Raw genomic sequence first — 19,417 nt, forward strand, 5'->3', positions numbered from 1 at the left:
ACTGCTAACTCATATTCACTTTCGAAGAATTATTATGATTTCTCAAGGCCAAGTATTACCAGCAATTAGTCTTACGCAATTAGCCGATGACGGCATGCAAACACTGACCAATGACGACTTGTTCGCAGGTAAAAAAGTGGTGTTATTTGCCGTTCCAGGTGCGTTTACGCCAACCTGTTCTAATGCACATTTACCTGAGTTTATTACCCTTGCAGATAAAATAAAGGCTAAAGGTGTTGATGCTATTTACTGTGTATCAGTGAATGATGCATTTGTAATGAAAGCATGGGGTGAGCAACATAATGCTCAAGCAATCGAGATGCTTGCCGATGGCGATGCTAGCTTTACCAAAGCACTTGGTTTAGATAAAGACACTGCTGCATTTGGTGGTGTACGCTCAACGCGTTATGCGATGATTGTTGAAGATCAGCAAGTCACAGGTTTATTTGTCGAACAAGATAAAGAGTTTGCAGTAAGTCGCGCAGAAGCGGTACTTGAAAAGCTTTAAAAAGAGCTAAAAAAGCCGAACTTTCGTTCGGCCAAAGTTACCAAGGGAACTGGCAAATAGCACTTATAGGCATAGGGTTTAATACAAACCCTATGCCTTATTGCTAACTAAGGCTGGTATTGTGCGTCAAGCGTTAAACCGGCAAAGGTTTTATAAGCATTCACACTCATGTGCCAAGTTCCTGCTTGAGGATTGCTAAACGTACATGTCTCTGCGTTACCGTTTTTATATGGGCGGCAATCATAGCTAGAGCTTGTTGGTTGGCTGCCAAACTTAACAAATAAATCTGCATCACCTGAGCCACCAGACGTTGTTACGGTAAAGCTTGCCATTCCTGCTGGAACATCAAGGGTATAATGTTTCCATTGCCCAGCGTTCGCCGTAATATCTGCGATTGTGCCACCGCCAGCTTGTGGATTACCGCTACTACCAGAGGTTGTTAAATTACCCACTAAACTAACGCCTGAGTAAGTCGAGTAACCACGTACCATTACATGGTATGTGCCAGCAGTTGGGTTATCTATAGAGCACTCTTCGCTGTTACCTCCTTTATAAGGGCGACAATCATAAGTTGATGTAGTGGGTTTACTACCTGAGCGTACATATAAGTCAGCATCTCCCGTTCCGCCACTCATAGTGAAAGTCACATTACTTGCGCCACTTGGTACAGTCATTGTATAAAAAGTATCACTACTCGCAGCGCCACTTAGGCCCGTTTGAGCTTGGCCATCAAGTAACTCATTGCCGCCAACCGGTGGTGTAGTACCACCGCTTGCAGCAGCAACTGCGGCTGCAGCGTCAACAATACCAGTACCACAGTTATTGCATGTGGCAGGGAATGAGCGAGTGCTTGATTTTAATATGCTTTCAATTTCATCAGGCGTTGCAGTTGGCTTTGCTTGTTTAATAAGAGCAGCAACACCAGCAACATGAGGTGCTGCCATCGATGTACCTTGTGAGTAATGATAGCTGTCACTAGAAGGGCTTGATGAACCTGAGTTATGTGTAGATAAAACACCTTCTGAATCATTAGCAAAGCTTTGCGCACCACCAGGTGCTGCAACATCGATAGATGTACCATAGTTTGAGTAGTAAGCTCGACCACCATTACGACCAACCGATGCAACATTTACTACGCCATTACAGTTACCAGGGTTATAGTTGTTAGCATTGTCGTTATCATTACCTGCGGCAATGACAATTACAGTGCCGTTATTACGTGCTTGGTTAATCGCGTTTTGTGTTGTTGAGCTACAAGAGCCGCTGCCACCCAAACTCATGTTGATGACATCAGCAGGATTAGCATTAGCTGGTACGCCAGAAACTGATCCGCCTGAAGCCCAAATAATGCCGTCGGCAATATCAGATGTTAAACCACCACATTTACCAAGTACGCGTACCGGAACAACTTTAGCATCATAAGCAACACCAGCAACACCTTCGCCATTATTCGTAACGGCTGCAACAGTACCTGCAACATGGGTTCCGTGCCAGCTTGAACCTTGTGCACTGTTATTATTACCACACTCACCGGCAGATACTGCATCACCTGGATCGCGTGCATCACTATCGCGTGCGCCGCCGTCATTTGCGACAAATGTATCCGAAATCATATCGTAGCCAGGTAAAATATTGGCATTAAGATCAATGTGTGGACGATAACCAGTATCTAATACTGCCACTGTTACACCGCTACCTGTTGCGGTATCCCATGCAGTTGGAAGGTTTAACCCGCCAGCTTGCTCATAGTAATGCCATTGGTCGTCATAACGAGGATCATTAGGAGTTGCAAATGGTTTTAACATTTGGTCGATTTCAATGTATTCAACATTGCCTGAAGCCATTACTTCTTGCATATATTGTTGGGCTTCGTCAGCGTTTAGTTTTTTATTTGCACGCATAACATGATGGTTGTCCAATGCCATTGCACGGATATATTGCGCCTTAACTTTTCCTTTTTTACTGGTAAAGTTTTTAACAAAGCCTTGGGCCTTTTTATTCATCATTTGTGGGCTAGTTTCAGCAGCCGACATTGTACTCATTTCATCAGCGTTATTTTTATACTTGATGATAAAGCGTGTACCGAGAGGAGCTTGGCTTTGTAGTTTTGTTGTTATGTCAGCAATAGATGGTGTTATTGCTTCGCTAGGATTTGCCATGCTTGATGTCGCTGCAAATATCGCGCTCACAGTAAGCGCTACAGCGCATTTTTTAAATGTTTTTCTTGTTGTCATAATTATCCCTAGATTGTTATTAAGCTTCACGATGAATTGTTGTGAAGGGGAACAAAAGTAAATGATCTGTTAAAATAGTTAAAATAACGTTTTATTATTAATGTCTCTATTTTAGTTATATCGGGATGTTTATATGGCTAAATACGATTTTATGACTTTTATTATGCTGCTATAGTGGTTATAAAGTATTAATTAATTTGTAGGCTGGTGAGGTGAACATTTATTTTTTCACACTTTGTTGTTAATAATAAAATAGTGAAATACCGCTCAGTTTGTACTTTTAAATTTGCTACAATTGCAAAAATTTCCTCATGAGATGAACAAATGACCCAAGTAGATGTAATAGTGATCGGTGCCGGAGCCGCAGGTTTAATGTGTGCAGCACAAGCAGGATACCGTGGCCGCAGTGTTACAGTGCTTGATATGGGCAAAAAGTCTGGTCGTAAAATTCTCATCAGCGGCGGCGGACGTTGTAATTTCACCAATGAAAACGCCAGCCCTGAAAACTATTTATGTGGTAACCCGCACTTTGTAAAATCGTGTTTGAGCCGTTATACCCAACATGATTTTATTGAGCTGGCGGACCGACACGGTTTGGCGTATCACCATAAAACCCTTGGGCAGTTATTTTGCGACAATAGCGCACAAGATATCGTTGATATTTTGCTAACTGAGTGCGAGTGGGCGGGTGTTAATGTTGCGCTGCGTAACGAAGTGCTTAGCGTTGAAAAAACCGCTACTGGCTATCTCGTGATCACAGAACAACAGTCATACAGCTGTGAGTCACTCGTTGTTGCCGCTGGTGGCTTAACCATGCCAAAACTAGGCGCAACACCAATAGGGTATAAAATTGCTGAGCAATTTGGCTTAAAAGTATTACCGACCATGGCAGCACTTGTACCATTTACCTTGCACCAACATGATAAGGACCGCTTTGAAGGGTTATCGGGTATTAGCGTGCCATGTATCGTCAGCAGTGAAGACGGCACAAGTTTTAAAGAAAACATCCTATTTACTCACCGTGGTTTATCAGGCCCCGCTATATTACAAATCAGCTCATTTTGGCGAGCAGGGCAAGCAGTGACTATAAACCTGTTACCAGAGCTTGATTTAACAGAGCAATTAGCAACATGGCGAGAAACCCAAGCACAAAAATCATTAAAAAATAGCCTAGCGACTATTTTGCCAAAACGCTTTATTGAAATACTGCATGAGAGTAAAGCTATTCCAGATTGCAATGTAAATCAGCTCACCCATAGCCAAATTGACGAGCTAGCTAATTACATTCATAACTGGCAAATTAAACCCAACGGCACCGAAGGTTACCGCACAGCGGAAGTAACTCTAGGCGGTATAGACACCGACGAACTTAGCTCAAAAACCTTTGAAGCGAAAAAAGCCCAAGGGCTGTACTTTATTGGTGAAGTAACCGACGTAACCGGTTGGCTAGGCGGCTATAATTTTCAATACGCGTGGAGCTGCGGCTTCGCAGCAGGGCAGTATTGTTAGCTTGTGCAGAGACAATAAAGTTTGCCCGTAGTGAGATATGCTACAACATGCTCATTTTCTCTAGCTGATTTAAGGTTATTGATAATGAGCAGTTGCATAATTCTTATTACATCCATTTTCAAACAAGAATTTGAATATTTGGTCAATGCTAAGAAAAATAATAACATAGTGTTAATATTAGGAACTTTGTAGCGCCTATGTGGTCATATTAAATTAGTGTTATAGGGAACACTTATTGTTTAGGGAACAAATATTGTGACAACGTGGCGCTGGCCTTTTATTATTTCATTACTGCTCCACGGGATAATTTTTTCAATATTAATGAGTGTTAAAACCCCAAAATTTGTAGCGATAGATACTCCCCCAATTAAAGCATACATGGTTAGTATGGCGTTGCCTAAGTCATTGCCTACAATAGAAAAGAAGAGCAACCAGCACGGCGAAGCCACGCTGTTGAAAAAGCTTGAAAAACCAATTATTCCTGCTGCAAACACGATTGTAAAAATTAAAAAAACAATAAAGCCTGTAACGCCCAAGGCACAAACAGACTCTAACAGCTATAAAAAAATAGACCTTAAATTAGGTTTAAAGAGCATACTAAAGCAACAGCAAAATACATTCCCATCAACACCTCCAACGTCACAAGCTTTAGCACAACCACTGCGTATTACTGTGCCAAAGGAGCACCAGCAAACCAGCATAGACCCATTAAAAGTTGAAAAGCAAAGCATGCAATTAACTATCTATCGCCTCGGAGATAACTGCTTTAAAAAGGTATCGATAGGAGCTGGTGTAATGCCAAAAAGTGACCTACCAGATAGTTACTTAGTAGGCACCACTTGTGCTAAAACAAAAGTAACCGACGCCTACGATCAAGCAATGAACAAATGGTTAGATAAAAAGTGACTACTGTGCGGAAGTCATTAGAAATAAAAAAGGACAGGCACAAATTTTGTCAAGACAGCTATTTTGACAAACATGGAGTTAACCAATTCAGCTCAAAGAAGAACTTATACCCTTACCTCAACATAGTACCTGAGTTAATCGCAAAATTTCCTACTAACTAGTTAATGGTTACTTTTATCCTTGTTTTCTTGTTCAATCACTTCGTTTTACAGAACATGTATGTAAGTTAAAATACCTACTTCGGGCAAATACTCGTGTAACAACATATATATAAATATAGAAGCACATAAAACACGCCATAATTTTTGTTTGCTTTATATCCAAAAACTAATTATCATGCGCTCGTTCAATTGTTCAGCACTTACCCTAAGTGTTGGATTCATCAACTAACTGTGAAGGAGAAAATACTATGACAATTACATCAACATCCTTTGCAGGTCTTATCCGATAAGAAACTTGTTACTTAAACACGCTGTTATATATTAAGTACATTTAGGTAAGCATTGCGTTTAAACGCGTTCCTTTCGTTTGATTTCAAAATAGATCCAGACCTGCCAATTCGTATTTCGTTTTAATCCTATTTTTCTAACAAAGAAAAAGGAATTGGTATTATGGGCAAATCCGTCCAAAAAATAACTGATAAAGTTAGCCTTATTGCGTCTGCTGATACGTGGATTGAGGGGCTGGCGATACAGCAACTGATCAAAACATCAGAGCTAAATGGTATGCAACGCGTTGCGGGCATGCCTGATTTACACCCAGGTAGAGGGTATCCTATTGGGGCTGCATTTTTCACGACCAACAAAATTTACCCTGCATTAGTGGGTAACGATATTGGCTGTGGTATGGCGCTGTGGCAAACCACAGCAAAAGTAGCAAAAGTAAATCTAGATAAACTTGCCAAAAAATTTACACATATTGAGCTGCCACTTGATGAAAGTTGGTTCTCAATCATAGAAAGTAGCAAAGCGGCAAAAAATATTACTACCAAGGGTTATGATAGTGCCTTGGGTACCATTGGTGGCGGTAATCATTTTGCTGAGTTTCAAGCTATTGATGAGATATACAATCAAAGTGCCTTAGATGAGTTAGGGCTAAGTAAAAAGCATCTTCAATTATTGGTTCATTCAGGCTCGCGTGGGTTAGGGCAATCAATATTGGTTGAACATATAGCGGGTCATAATCACGATGGCTTATGTGAAGGTGATGCTGATTTTAAAGATTACATGAGCAAGCATGATGAAGCGGTGCGCTTTGCAGAGCTTAATCGTGAGTTGATCGCTAAGCGGTTTTTAGAGGCTATACGAGCCAATGGTGAGTGTACCTTAGATATTAACCATAATTTAGTATCGGCTAAAAATATTAATGGTTGCGATGGCTGGTTACACAGAAAAGGTGCAACACCGAGTGATAAAGGCTATGTAGTGATCCCAGGCTCTCGTGGCGATTACAGTTATCTTGTAAAACCTGTATTTACAGAGTTAAGTGGTAATGATCTAACAGTGCAGGAAAGTATCAATACTAGTTTATTTTCACTTGCACACGGCGCGGGGCGAAAATGGCAGCGCGGTGAATGCCATGGCCGATTAGGTCATAAATATAAGCGCGAAGATTTATATCGTACAGCGTTAGGCAGCAGAGTTATTTGTGGTAATAAAGAATTGCTATACGACGAAGCCCCACAAGCATACAAAAAGTGCGAAACGGTTATAAGTGACATGGTTGATGCAGGGTTAATAGAAGTGGTCGCTAAGTTACGGCCAGTTTTAACCTTCAAAACAAATGGAGGTTGTTGATCATGATATTACTGCAATTATCAGCAGGGCAAGGACCTATTGAGTGCTGTAAAGCTGTAAGTTTAGCGTTAAAAATGATTAAAAAGCAATGCCTCGCACAAGGCATAGAACTCGAGATTGTTGAGGCTATTAGCGCAACCGAACGAGGCTGTTTAAAGTCGGTTTTATTGCAACTTGATTCAACAGCCGATAGCGCGGCTAAGCAATTGTCTCAGTCATGGCAAGGTACTATGTTGTGGGTATGTCAAAGTCAGTATCGGCCTAAGCATAAACGTAAAAACTGGTTTTTTAGTGGGCAACTGTTCGACATTGATGAAAGTAAGTTTGATAAAGGCGTAACTTTTCAAACATGTCGTGCATCTGGCGCTGGCGGTCAACATGTTAATACTACTGATTCAGCGGTAAGAGCAACCCACACAGCAACGGGTATTTCGGTACGTGTTGAAAGTGAGCGCAGTCAGCATGCCAATAAGCGTTTAGCAAGTGTGTTGTTGTTTCAAAAACTAGAGCAAGTAGCATTAGATAAAATGACTCAGCAGGAAACAGCACGTTGGCAACAGCACTGGGAAGTTGAACGTGGTAATCCTGTAAAAACATTCACTGGTGAAAAGTTTACTTTAAAACATGACAGCTCAGTTAATAAAGGAGTGCATAGTTAATGAAGGAACATAAAGTGACAAATGTACTTTTTATTTGTAGTCGTAATCAGTGGCGAAGCCCAACGGCTGAACAAGTATGGAAAAATCCCCCAGAGCTCGCTGTTAGCTCAGCAGGCACCAGCCCTAATGCAAAGAGAACGGTGAATGCCAAAATGATGCAATGGGCTTATGTCATATTTGTTATGGAGCAAAAACACAAAAATAGACTTAAAGCGCAATTTGGACATTTATTAACTTATAAAGATATTCAAGTATTAGATATTGCTGATGAATACCAATATATGGATAACGAGTTAGTAAGTATTATAAAACAAAGCGTTGGCAGCTATTTAGCGCTAATTTAAATTGAAGAAAGAGGGTAGAACAATGTAATTCCATCTCAACACCGCATATTTAATTTTGCCATTTCAGTCTTGGAGAGATTGTTATGCGGTGCTTAAAACTATTAGAAGAGTGAACACAATGTTCAATCTAAACGTTTACAGTTGGAGTTACATGATGAGAGTTAAATACCCTCGCACCCCGCATTTACCTTGGTCACCGGGTGCAACAGAAGATGATATACACCAAGGTAATTTAAGCTGCTTTGCAAATCAGCAAGTCGTTGTTACTGAAAAAATGGATGGCGAAAATACGACTATTTACAGTGACTTTGTACATGCTCGTTCGATTGATAGTCGTTTTCACCCATCAAGAACATGGGTAAAAGCGTTGCAAGCTGAACTTGGCTACAAAATTCCGCAAGGGTGGCGTATCTGTGGCGAAAACCTATATGCAAGGCATTCGATTAGCTATGAATCATTAGCTAGTTATTTTATGGTATTTTCGCTATGGAACGAAAACAACGAATGCTTAAGCTGGCAAGACAGCAAACAGTTTTTTGCACAATTAGGGCTGACCACTCCAAACGAGTTGTATGTTGGCTTATGGTGTGAAAAAACAATAAAAGACATAGTATTGGATACTCAATACCAAGAAGGCTATGTGGTTAGGCTTGCTGATGGTTTTCATTATTCACAGTTCAAAGAAAGTGTCGCGAAGTGGGTGAGAAGCAACCATGTGATCACCGATAAGCATTGGATGCATGCTGACATTATCCCTAATGGGTTAAGCACTAAAAATACAAAAAAGGGAGGTTAAGATGAAAAAATTAGCCACTTGGTTAGACAGTTTAGCTTTAAATCATTCACCAGATTTTGCTGAGTGTGTAGAGTATTTGGCAGATGTGTTCCCTTTACTGTATCAGTTTGCTGACACTGAGCAAGACAGTATCTGGCATGCTGAAGGTGATGTTGCCATTCATACTGATATGGTGTTGAGTCAATTGTATGAAATACTAGTCAATGATGCTGAACATATAAAAGGCGCTCAAAGGCAGGTATTGATCTTATCTGCTTTATTGCATGATATTGCTAAGCCAATCACTACAAAACGCAAGCTGATAGAGGGAGTTGAACGTGTAGTTGCGCCAAAACATGAGGAGGCAGGTGCAAATTATTTAGCGACTAAGTTACTTGAGTTACCCCTTGGGTATAAAGCAATTAATAGCATTATTGGATTAGTGGGTTTTCATCAAATGCCAAAACGTTTGGTGATCAAAAATCAAAGTTACAGTGATTACCTGCACCTTTCTTTAAATGCCAATTTAGAGTTACTTTATTGGCTTGAATTAGCTGATATGAAAGGGCGAACATGCACAGACCTAGCCCAACAAATCGATTTGTTGGAACAGTTTAAAATGTTTGCTCAAGAGTATGAATTGTGGGACGAGAGCAAGGCAACTCACTCAATTTTAAAACCTATTCAGGTCAAATCTTCACGTGCAGAACAAACGTATTTAAATGGCTATGCTATTCGTCAGCTGGCAAATGGTCAAATTAGTATGGTTGAAGAAGCCCTAGCGAAAAATTATCAAGGTGCTTTAGAGTACAGCCATCTTTATGTGATGTGTGGCATTAGCGGCAGTGGTAAATCTACTTGGATTGCACAAAACCTAATAGGCTTTGAAGTTATTTCATTAGATGATATTCGTGAAGAGCTTAATGGGAAAAGGCATTGCCAAAAAAATCGAGGGCAGATGTTACAGTTAGCTAAATCGCGATTAAAAACGGCATTAGCAAATAAGCAAAATATTGTCTGGGATGCGACCAATTTTCGTAAAGACTTTAGGCAAATTATTTGTGATCTTGGGCTAAATTACGGCGCTTTAATTACGATTGTTGCTCTGCAAGTTAAAGAAAGCACACTACGTAGTCAAAACAAAAGTAGAAAGCATAATGTGGGTGATGACGTTATTACTAGCCAGTTAAATAAGTTTGAGTGGCCTTCAGTTACTGAAGGCCACCGAATGCTTATTATTGGCGAAAAAGGAGTAATTTTGTCTGAATACGGCTCCTTTTTTTATTAAATTAATTTATTGAATAAAGTAGGCTGGAAATACTAGCCTACTTATTTATAGTGATGACATTTTCTCGTCTTTTTAATTTTAAGTTATAGTTTTTTAGCTTTTTACCATTAGAGGAGATAGTGATGTAACCTTGAAGTTCACATGTGTCATAAGCACTATTATCAATTGAAGATAAAATATCAGCAGTAGCATATATCGATGCTGTATTTTTAGTGACGAAGTCTAGTTTATTCAGTTCAACTCCATCACACCAAAGATCCCTAGTTTTAGGGTTAATTGAAAGATAACTTCCTAAAAACGATTCTATATCCGATGGTAAAAATCCAAGGCTAGTAGAATCAGTTAAGCCTTTTTCAATAACGTAAAGCCCAGCGGCTATTATTCTTTCGTGACGTCTTACATCGTTTTTTAATATGCGTTGGCAAGTAAATCTACGCTGTAAACTTTTTGAACAATACTTCAAAAACTCTACGTTGGGATCCGGCTCTAAAGTAGTTTCACGAACAACTTTATCCTCTAAAATAACCTCTAATTTAAGATCCGAAACGGTGTATTGTTTATAACCATTGTATTCACTATCTAATATTACTTTTGGCAATAGCCCAACAAGCTTTTCCTCTGGTAACCCAATAAGCGGCTCACCATAAATACAAAAGTCGCTAGATGTGATTTTTATACGATTTAGCCTAAATTCATAGAATGAATCGAATTCAAGCTGTAAACCTAGTGTGTCATAACACCAAACTTCATGCATGGAATCATCTTCTTTAGCAGTCTGTTTTTTTGTTTGTTTTGGTTTACCAATAATTGATTGAACGTCTATTTGACTCATACCGAAAGTAATATTGCCAATACCGAATAAAGGATAAATTTTCATTTTAATTTAGCTAGGTGCTAAAGAAAGTTTTTTAAGATAAACCAATTTACCATTTAACTTTTTATTATCAATAGAAATTACGATTTAGACATTGCTAGGGTTTTCTATGGGCCCGTTTATATTTAGCTTGATATTCGCGGCGCTGCTTTGTGATTTCATAAAGAACTATGCCGGTAGTCGTTGCTAAATTTAGGCTCTCAATCATACCGAACATGGGAATTGAAATACAAAACTCACTGTTATCTACAACTGTATCACTTACACCTCGTGATTCGTTACCAAACCATACAGCTAACTTCGGTTGAGTATAATCCGCCTCATGAAGGATTTGATTTAGTTTACCCTTAATGTGTGGAGAGGTTATTACTGATACAAACCTATTTTTTTGCAGATGCGCAAAGCATTCTTCTGTACTATTAAAGCGTTTAACAAAAGTCCACTTTGAAGCTGAGACAGAGATTCTGGATAGTGATTTTCGCCCTCTTAATTCTTCCCAGTCATCAGACAAAGAATGTCGAGAATCAACAACATAAATCTTTTCAACACCAAGCGCATTTGCATTACGAATGACTGCGCCTATATTTTTAATATCCATAGGATTTTCTAGAACCGCGATTAAATTTTTACATTGGTATGCTTTAATTTCATCTGCTCTTTGGCGAATAGTACTCTTTGAATCATTCATATCTCAGTTCTCCTAAATGAGTCTAATGTTTATTTACTTTGAGTAATACTTAGTTGGACTCAAGCACTTCAACAAAAAGTTGATTTAACACTTCAAAATCGACGTCTCTGGTTTCAAATTTAGCGCTGTAGTTTTCGTGTCTCGCTAGTTCTGACTCAATAAACTCATTAATCACTGGCACGCTTTTAATATACTCTTTCTCTAAACTGACGCGTTTTGATGCCAGCAGTGCCGATATTGCCTCATTAAGTGGGGTATTCTCGGCTACTAACTTACGTAAAGTATCGAATTCGATAGGTGCCGGCTCGTTATATTTTTCAAGCCACATAATTGCTAATAAAGGCCTTAAAACATAGAAATACTTTTTCAGGGGGACTTGCTCTTTTTTAAGATATTCACGGAAATTGCCTTTAGCCATATGCAAGTAGTGATAAATTCCTCGTGTTGATGACGCGATAAGTGGCAGCAATTCGCGCGCTTTTGTTGCAAAGTGGTGGTCATCTACATACACAATGGGTGATTGTAGCCACTCGATAAACGCGGGGTTAGATTTATAAAATAATTTTAGGGCTTTGCGAATATCCCAGCCGTTTATATCTATTTCATCGACTATTGGGTATTCAATCACGTCGCGTTTATCTTCAAGGTTTACTGCTAAATACCAGTCTGTTGGGTGCGCGTAAATAAATCGCACGTCGTAATCGCTGTTAAGAGATTCAAACCCCCACGCTCTGCTACCTGACTCTATCGCGTAAAGTACCTTAACATTGTGCTCAGCTTCTGCGGCTTTTATTCTGCGTAGAATTTCAGTATGAATATCTTTGTTGATACGCTGATCTACTGTATTTTCTTGGTTATTTATTTTCATGGTGTAACTCTTTATTTTTTAATTCGGTTAGGCAATTGCGTAAACAATTTATTTCCGCTTCTCGCATTGCTGCACCAATTAGCGGGCCGCTTTTACCTCTTGAAATTGCTTGTTGTACTATGGCTTTTCTGTCGAGTTGCTTTAATGCATTTAATAGTGACTGCGCTAATTGGAGTTGTGGATAGTCTTTATTTACAAAGTCTTCACCCCTACCTTGCGCATCACATAAACACGCTTGAAGAAACTGTAAAAAACGGTATGGATGTTCAAGCGCGTTCATTTTTTCAACGATAAACCTGTGTACTTTTTTAGGTGTTAGCTCAAATAATTTATGGCATCGAGTGTGGTTGTCACTTGTTAAAGCTGCCAGCGCTTTTAATTTATTCGGTACTTTTAAGCGCTCACAAAATTCATTTATCACCTTAATGCCTACTTGCTCATGACCATGTAAATTTCCATATTTTTGATAGCAGTAAGCTTTACCAAAGTCATGAGTAAGGGCGGCGAAACGTGTTTCAACATCAAACCCTAAATCAGCAGCTCGCTTTAGTACTAGCATGGTGTGAATGTAAACATCCCCCTCAGGGTGGTGGTTTTTAGGTTGTGGGATACCTTGCATCGCTTCAATTTCAGGAAATAGCCCTAAACCATTAAGCGCTTGAAAAAATAACTGCGGGTGTTTCTCGCTTAATGCTTTTTCGGTCTCATTCCATACACGTTCGGGTACTAAGTTCGCAAGTTCGCCGCTTTCTTTTAGTTTGTTCATAAGCGCTTGAGTGTCTGGGTGTATTGACCATTGCTCACCAAAACGGGCAAGAAAACGTGCAATCCGTAACACGCGTACGGGATCCTCTGCAAAAGCGGCGGTAGTGTGCCTGAGTATTTTGTTTTTTAAATCAGCTTGGCCATTAAAAGGATCGATAATATTGCCTTGATCATCCATCGCCATTGAATTAATGGTTAAATCCCGCCGAGCTAAATCTTCTTCTAAAGTCACCGAAGTGCTGGCATCCACTGTAAAGCCAGTATAGCCTTTGCCATTTTTTCGTTCAGTACGGGCTAATGCGTATTCGTCTTTGGTTTTTGGGTGCAAAAAAACCGGGAAATCACTGCCAACAGGCTGATAACCTAATGCGATTAAGGTGGCAGGTGTCTCGCCTACTACAACATAGTCTTTGTCTTTTGACTGATGGCCTAGTAATGAGTCTCTCACTGCTCCGCCGACTAAGTAGACCTTTTTTATTTTATTATTCATTACTTTACCGCTGTATTTTTAATCCTGCTTAAGTGTCTTGTGCTAGTGAAACTTGCCACAGGCACTGTGTTAATTGCTTTAACTGTATCTCTTTTCCTAATATGTGTTTAATAACATGTATATTCGTTATTGTATGCAAGCTAGGTTTAGTTGTTGTAAAGCTGCCGCTTCCTGCCAGTGCAATGGGCAGTAATAGTTGGTCGGCTAAATACTCTTCAACCGCCGCCAGAGATTGAATAAATACATTGACTCTGCCTGCCGCGCGTTTTGCTACATTTTGCGCTGATAACCCTTTTTCTCCCCTGACTTCAAAAACAGAACGATGCGTTTCACTATCAATACCTAATTGAAAACTGTTACCCGGGCCTGGGGTGATCACGTTTTGCACAAGACTTGGTGCATCATGCCAATTGAGTACTTTTTTAGCTGTGTTAATTTCGCGCTGCCCTATGCTAGAGGGAAGGGAACTTACTAGTGCCGTTAGAGAGCAATTACTCGTTTGTTCAGCAAATTGAGCACCAGCAGTAGTTAACGTAATTGGCTTAAGCTTTGTTGTTGGTTGAACGCTTATTTGCCACTTTCCACCGCCTGCAGGATAAAATCCGAGTGCTGTCGTTTTAATCTGGCAATCAACACCCATGCGTTTCAGTATGGGCAAAAATGACTGTTCTAAAAAGCACAAAGAAGGTGACATTCCATTATGTGTGCCGCCTTCAAACGTGACGGTTGAGCAGTTTGGTGCCAGTGCCAATACAGGTAAAATTGTTTGGCATACCAATACGGTGCTGCCTGCGCTACCAATGGCAAAATTAAAGTTACCGGCTTTTATTTTGCCCGGCGAAAAGCGAATATGCGTTGAGCCAAGTTCAACGCCTTCAATACTGGCATCACAAATCTCTTGTGCCGCCAAAACACATGTAAGGTGTTGACGTAATAGCCCTGTTTTGTTTCTGCCAGCTCTAATATTGTAAAGCTCAATTTTTTGTTGGGTTAAAATAGACAGGGTGAGGGCGGTTCTTAATACTTGGCCGCCGCCTTCACCTTGTGAGCCATCAATTTTTATAAATTCTGTGGTCATATAATTATCTTTATCCTTTTACACAAACAATTTGTTTTAAGGTATATACCACCTCAACTAAGTCTTTTTGTGCTGTCATTACTTTTTCAATATCTTTGTATGCGTGAGGGATTTCATCAATCACTGCTGCATCTTTTCTGCATTCTACGCCTTGTGTAGCAGCAATTTGATCTTCAACGCTGTACACCTTTTTGGCTTTTGTTCTAGACATAACACGGCCTGCACCATGGCTACAGCTGTTAAAGCTTTCAGGGTTTCCTAAACCACGAACAATAAAAGAGCGCGCGCCCATATTGCCTGGAATAATGCCCATTTCCCCTTTTTCAGCTCTTACTGCCCCTTTACGTGTTACAAAGCAGTCTTTACCAAAGTGATGCTCACGCGAAATGTAATTATGGTGGCAATTTACTGCAAGTTCATGGGTTGAGAACGCTACAGGTATTTGCTTACGTAATGCTGCTATGGCATTAAACATCATAATTTCGCGGTTTTTGGCGGCAAAATCTTGTGCCCATTCAACCGCTTCAACGTAATCATCAAAAAAGTCACTGCCTTCTTCAAGATAGGCTAAATCCATATCGGGTAGATTGACTTGATGGCGCTGCATTTCTTTTTTAGCTAACTCAATAAAGTACGTCCCAATGCGATTACCCACGCCACGGCTGCCAGAGTGCAGCATGATCCATACAGTATCGTGCTCATCTAAACACAGTTCTAAAAAATGATTGCCTGTTCCCATAGTACCTAAATGGTTAACGTTGTTGCTCTTTTTTATTGCTGGGTGTTTTTCACAAATAACTTCAAACCGCGTCTGTAACTTAAGCCATTCACCCGCAACTATATCGGGTATGTTATGCCATGCACCTCTGTCGGCTTTGCCTCTATTGCTAGTTCTGCCATGCGGGACTGCTGACTCAAAAGCATGTCTAATCGCCAACAAGTTATCAGGTAGTTGGCTTGCTGTTAAAGTTGTTTTAGTGGCGACCATTCCACAGCCAATATCAACACCCACTGCGGCGGGAATAACCGCATTAACTGATGGTATAACACTGCCAATGGTTGCACCTTTACCTAAATGCACGTCTGGCATCACCGCAATATGTGAATGCACTAAGGGCATACGTGCAATATTGTTTAGTTGTTGTTGAGCTTGCTCTTCAAAAGGAACGCCTTTGGTCCACGCTTTAATTGGTACACTACCTTGGTTTTCGATTACGTTATAATTTTTACACATTCGTTTTTTCCTCAATTCTTTTCATTATTACTTTTTGCGTAATGCTTTCTGGTTAGGCTATTTTTATTGCGCCGTTCATTAATCCTTCTAATCCACCGTACACGGTCAGATTGTTTATTCGTTCGGCGACTTTTTCTAATGCTTCCAGCTCTTTTAAACGCATTAGTGTTGGGTTGTTTTCAATCATTTTTGCAGTGTTATGTAAGCTTCTGGTTGCTGACGTTTCTTCGCGTCTTTTAATTACATTGGCTTCTGCTGCTTTTTGCGCTTCAACTACTTGGTTTAATATTATTTTCATTTCACCTGGCAAAATAATGTCTTTTACACCTACGTTCGCAAGGGTGATACCAATGTCTGTTAAAGATTGTGCAACCAGCTCTTTCACAGTTTCATTTACGTACAACTTATCCAAAAGGATATCATCGAGCGATTTTGTACCAACGGCTTCACGTAATGCTAACTGCAAAGCTTTGTAGACAAAGTCATTCACGTTATCAACGCTTCGCGCTGCAAGCTGAGCGTCATGTACCTTAATATTGGCACTCAAATTAATGCGTAAGCTTACGCGGTCTTTACTGAGGATCTCTTGCCCTGAGATCTCGAGTAACTGCGTTCTGCAATCAAACGTTTTTAATTCAATCTCATGATTAAATTGCCAAAAACCGTAATGACCAGGTGTTAGTTGTTTTAATAGCTGCCCATTTACATACAGTAAACCAATGTGCTCTTTTGCTATGTTTAAATCCGCAATAGGTTTAACCGCAACAGTACGCTCACTTTTAATTAAACGTGACGCTGTATTTGCGCCAGCACGGTTAATTAAAAAAAGCGTTTTATCATCTAGGGCTATTTCTTTGTCGATAGATACTTTCTCTAGTCGAATATCACCCGCGTCTTGCCACAGATATAATTGTTCGCTAGGTGCGACGATCCCTTCAAGTAGGTCATTAACGTATAACAGGCCCACTTCCGTGTTACTTAGCTTACAGTGAAAAATATGTTCACTTAGCTGTGGATTATTTCGATACAGCCTTTCAGCATTTTGTTCTGAAAAGTACAGCGTGTTTATATCAAAATAAACAAACGATAATTCATTTTTAAAATCCCAACGTTTATGTTTTCCAGGTGTGAGTACATCTATTAGTTGTTGATTTTTGTACACTAGCACTCTTTGGTTTTCAGTGATCTCGACTATTTTTTTTAATAATTTTTTGCTTAACATTTTAAATTCCTTATTGTTTTTACTTCCCTTAAATTAAGGGGTTAGTAAGAGTTAAATACTTGTTTAATAAAGGCCTAAAACTGCATAGCGATGGGGAGCATCCAGCTTGCCACCGTTCATTCGCCTGAGGCGTTTATTAAGCATTGGTAATAACTACTTACTAACGTCTTTATTGTATGTTTAAGATGGGATTCGAACCCAAGGCATACGGCGAACCGCTGCTCCACCAATTTAACTTTTCAATGTTGTTTGATTAGGAATACGCGGCAACAGTGTTGAGCGCACCAGAGTGACTTTTTGAATCACACCCAATTAATCAGACTCCTAGGTAATTACAAGTCATGTGCCAGTTTTGTTTAAATGTTTTTATTTGTTTTTAAGTTTTTGTTTTTAATGTTTAAAATGATTTTATTTGTGTATTTCTAGTTATTGCGCTTGATAGGTTTTTCGTTATTTTGTATTGTTTTGGATAATATTTTTATCCATATGGATATAGTTGTGAAAGATACAGTAGTTGTTAGTTTAATTGGTACGCAGTTAGATTATGTCGGTAAGAGAGTCGATCGGTGGGCTAAGTGGCGGCCTAATATAAGTTTATGTAGTCAAGATAATCTAATAGTTAATCAGCTACATATGCTGCATGACAATCACAGTAGCCGCCTTGCTAATAATGTTGCAGTGGATATTGAGTCTGTCTCTCCTGAAACTAATGTGCAGTTGCACCAGCTTAATTTTAGCGATCCGTGGGACTTTGAAGAAGTGTATGCCAAGCTCTTTGATTGGTGTTCACACTACACTTTTGATACTGATAAAAACGATTACTTATTTCATATCACAACGGGTACGCATGTTGTGCAAATATGCAGTTACTTGCTTACAGAAAGCCGGCACTTTCCAGGGCGTTTGATTCAAACATCACCAGATCATAATAACAATAATAAATCGATAGGGCGTATACAGATCATCGATTTGGATTTATCTAAGTATGATCAATTAGCTACGCGGTTTGATATTGAGCATCAGCAAGGTAAGGAGTTTTTAAAAGGCGGTATAGAAACTAAAAATATTTTTTTTAATCAACTGATCACACAAATAGAAAAAGTAGCAATTCGCTCACACGATCCCGTGCTTTTAACTGGGCCTACTGGGGCGGGTAAGAGCCAGCTTGCAACCCGTATATTTCAATTAAAGAAAAAGCGTTCAATGCTAAAAGGCACATTGGTTTCTGTAAATTGTGCCACTTTAAAAGGCGAGAATGCCATGGCTGCGTTATTTGGTCACACAAAAGGGGCTTTTACGGGGGCCCAGCAAGCAAGAGATGGTTTTTTATTGAGCGCTCATGATGGCGTGTTATTTTTAGATGAAATAGGCGAGCTGGGTTTAGAAGAGCAAGCAATGCTGCTGCATGCACTTGAAAATAAAGTTTTTCACCCAGTTGGTAGCGATACACCTGTTCAAAGCAATTTTCAGTTAATTGCAGGTACCAATAGAGATTTAAAAAAAGAGATAGCTCAAGGTCATTTTAGAAGTGACTTGTTTGCTCGTATTAACCTGTGGGCATACGAATTACCAGCACTGAAAGATCGAAAAGAAGATATTCCAGCAAATATTGATTACGAAGTTGATCTCTATACTAAAAAAATGGGGGATCGCGTGCAATTTAATAAAGAAGCTAAAAATGCCTTCATTGGTTTTGCCACTTCAAACGAGGCATTATGGACTGGCAACTTTCGTGATTTGAGCTCTGCAATTACAAGATTATGCACATTGGCTGATTCTTCACGTATCATAGTAGAAGATGTGAAAGATGAAATAGATCGCTTAAAGCAAGCTTGGTATCCGCAAAATCAACAGTTAGCGTCGACTGTCCTTTGTGATTATCTTGAAAATACTCAGATAGAAGAGTTAGATAACTTTGATATTAATCAGCTTAGCCACGTACTTACTACCTGCCAGCGTCACAATAGTATGGCATCAGCTGGCAGGGAGTTATTTAACGTAAGTCGCACGCTTAAGTCTCAAGCTAACGACTCTAGTCGCTTGCAAAAATATTTGAATAAATTTGGTTTGAAGTGGAGTGATATCTCCTCTAACTCAAAACATAGTTAAAAACTATGGGTATGTACTGTGTTAACGGATATCAACAACGTTAAACATCCAGAGAGTTGTAATAGCTTAA

The 19,417-nt window shown here is 39.6% G+C and carries 17 protein-coding genes; 9 read left to right on the top strand and 8 right to left on the bottom strand.

The genetic code is table 11. The features are described from left to right. Window positions 1–34 precede the first annotated feature (34 nt). Window positions 35–508, top strand: coding sequence for a peroxiredoxin (locus tag PSR9079_RS17780; RefSeq protein WP_149982663.1), 474 nt, complete (start codon window positions 35–37; stop codon window positions 506–508). Between the two features lie 107 nt (window positions 509–615). Here the strand turns inward: PSR9079_RS17780 and PSR9079_RS17785 are convergent, their stop codons facing one another. Further along, the gene (locus tag PSR9079_RS17785; protein WP_149982664.1) at window positions 616–2,742 is read right to left on the bottom strand and encodes a S8 family peptidase; all 2,127 of its coding nucleotides are present in this window, start codon (window positions 2,740–2,742) and stop codon (window positions 616–618) included. A gap of 324 nt (window positions 2,743–3,066) precedes the next feature. On the opposite strand from PSR9079_RS17785, the gene PSR9079_RS17790 reads away from it, so the two are divergent. The 7 genes from PSR9079_RS17790 (at window position 3,067) to PSR9079_RS17820 (ending at window position 10,019) form a co-directional block, all read left to right on the top strand. Next, on the top strand, window positions 3,067–4,251 hold the full coding sequence (locus PSR9079_RS17790; RefSeq protein WP_149982665.1) for a BaiN/RdsA family NAD(P)/FAD-dependent oxidoreductase: 1,185 nt from the start codon (window positions 3,067–3,069) through the stop codon (window positions 4,249–4,251). A 255-nt stretch (window positions 4,252–4,506) separates the two neighbouring features. Further along, window positions 4,507–5,157 (top strand): hypothetical protein, encoded by a 651-nt coding sequence (locus tag PSR9079_RS17795; RefSeq protein WP_149982666.1) that lies wholly within the window; start codon window positions 4,507–4,509, stop codon window positions 5,155–5,157. A gap of 611 nt (window positions 5,158–5,768) precedes the next feature. Next, entirely contained in the window at window positions 5,769–6,953 is a 1,185-nt protein-coding gene (locus PSR9079_RS17800) for an RNA ligase RtcB family protein (RefSeq protein WP_149982667.1), read from the top strand. Window positions 6,954–6,955: 2 nt separating this feature from the next. Beyond that, entirely contained in the window at window positions 6,956–7,612 is a 657-nt protein-coding gene (prfH, locus tag PSR9079_RS17805) for a peptide chain release factor H (RefSeq protein ID WP_149982668.1), read from the top strand. After that, complete coding sequence (locus PSR9079_RS17810) at window positions 7,612–7,956, top strand: low molecular weight protein tyrosine phosphatase family protein (protein ID WP_149982669.1); 345 nt, start codon at window positions 7,612–7,614, stop codon at window positions 7,954–7,956. Before prfH ends, PSR9079_RS17810 begins: the two co-directional genes overlap by 1 nt. Before the next feature lie 151 nt (window positions 7,957–8,107). Then, the gene (locus PSR9079_RS17815; RefSeq protein ID WP_246175595.1) at window positions 8,108–8,752 is read left to right on the top strand and encodes an RNA ligase family protein; all 645 of its coding nucleotides are present in this window, start codon (window positions 8,108–8,110) and stop codon (window positions 8,750–8,752) included. 1 nt (window position 8,753) lies between these two features. After that, on the top strand, window positions 8,754–10,019 hold the full coding sequence (locus tag PSR9079_RS17820) for an AAA family ATPase (protein ID WP_149982670.1): 1,266 nt from the start codon (window positions 8,754–8,756) through the stop codon (window positions 10,017–10,019). A gap of 37 nt (window positions 10,020–10,056) precedes the next feature. Here PSR9079_RS17820 and PSR9079_RS17825 read toward each other — a convergent pair whose 3' ends face one another. The 7 genes from PSR9079_RS17825 to PSR9079_RS17855 all read right to left on the bottom strand — a co-directional run bounded on the left by PSR9079_RS17825 (window position 10,057) and on the right by PSR9079_RS17855 (window position 17,238). Beyond that, window positions 10,057–10,896 carry a hypothetical protein gene (locus PSR9079_RS17825; protein WP_149982671.1) on the bottom strand — a complete coding sequence of 280 codons (840 nt, stop codon included), beginning with the start codon at window positions 10,894–10,896 and terminating at the stop codon, window positions 10,057–10,059. 94 nt (window positions 10,897–10,990) lie between these two features. Then, the gene (locus PSR9079_RS17830; RefSeq protein WP_149982672.1) at window positions 10,991–11,581 is read right to left on the bottom strand and encodes a TrmH family RNA methyltransferase; all 591 of its coding nucleotides are present in this window, start codon (window positions 11,579–11,581) and stop codon (window positions 10,991–10,993) included. Between the two features lie 49 nt (window positions 11,582–11,630). Then, entirely contained in the window at window positions 11,631–12,449 is an 819-nt protein-coding gene (locus PSR9079_RS17835; protein ID WP_149982673.1) for a nucleotidyltransferase domain-containing protein, read from the bottom strand. Then, window positions 12,436–13,704 carry a multifunctional CCA addition/repair protein gene (locus PSR9079_RS17840; protein ID WP_149982674.1) on the bottom strand — a complete coding sequence of 423 codons (1,269 nt, stop codon included), beginning with the start codon at window positions 13,702–13,704 and terminating at the stop codon, window positions 12,436–12,438. The genes PSR9079_RS17835 and PSR9079_RS17840 overlap by 14 nt, the downstream gene beginning before the upstream one ends. Before the next feature lie 28 nt (window positions 13,705–13,732). After that, window positions 13,733–14,782 (bottom strand): RNA 3'-terminal phosphate cyclase, encoded by a 1,050-nt coding sequence (gene rtcA / locus PSR9079_RS17845; RefSeq protein ID WP_149982675.1) that lies wholly within the window; start codon window positions 14,780–14,782, stop codon window positions 13,733–13,735. A gap of 10 nt (window positions 14,783–14,792) precedes the next feature. Continuing rightward, complete coding sequence (locus tag PSR9079_RS17850) at window positions 14,793–16,016, bottom strand: RtcB family protein (protein ID WP_149982676.1); 1,224 nt, start codon at window positions 16,014–16,016, stop codon at window positions 14,793–14,795. Between the two features lie 52 nt (window positions 16,017–16,068). Further along, a complete protein-coding gene (locus tag PSR9079_RS17855; protein WP_149982677.1) occupies window positions 16,069–17,238 on the bottom strand; it encodes a slipin family protein in 1,170 nt (389 codons plus the stop codon). A gap of 498 nt (window positions 17,239–17,736) precedes the next feature. On the opposite strand from PSR9079_RS17855, the gene rtcR reads away from it, so the two are divergent. Beyond that, complete coding sequence (rtcR, locus tag PSR9079_RS17860) at window positions 17,737–19,347, top strand: RNA repair transcriptional activator RtcR (protein WP_246175596.1); 1,611 nt, start codon at window positions 17,737–17,739, stop codon at window positions 19,345–19,347. Window positions 19,348–19,417 lie beyond the last annotated feature (70 nt).

Source organism: Pseudoalteromonas rhizosphaerae (genome assembly GCF_902498845.1).
GTDB lineage: Bacteria > Pseudomonadota > Gammaproteobacteria > Enterobacterales > Alteromonadaceae > Pseudoalteromonas > Pseudoalteromonas rhizosphaerae.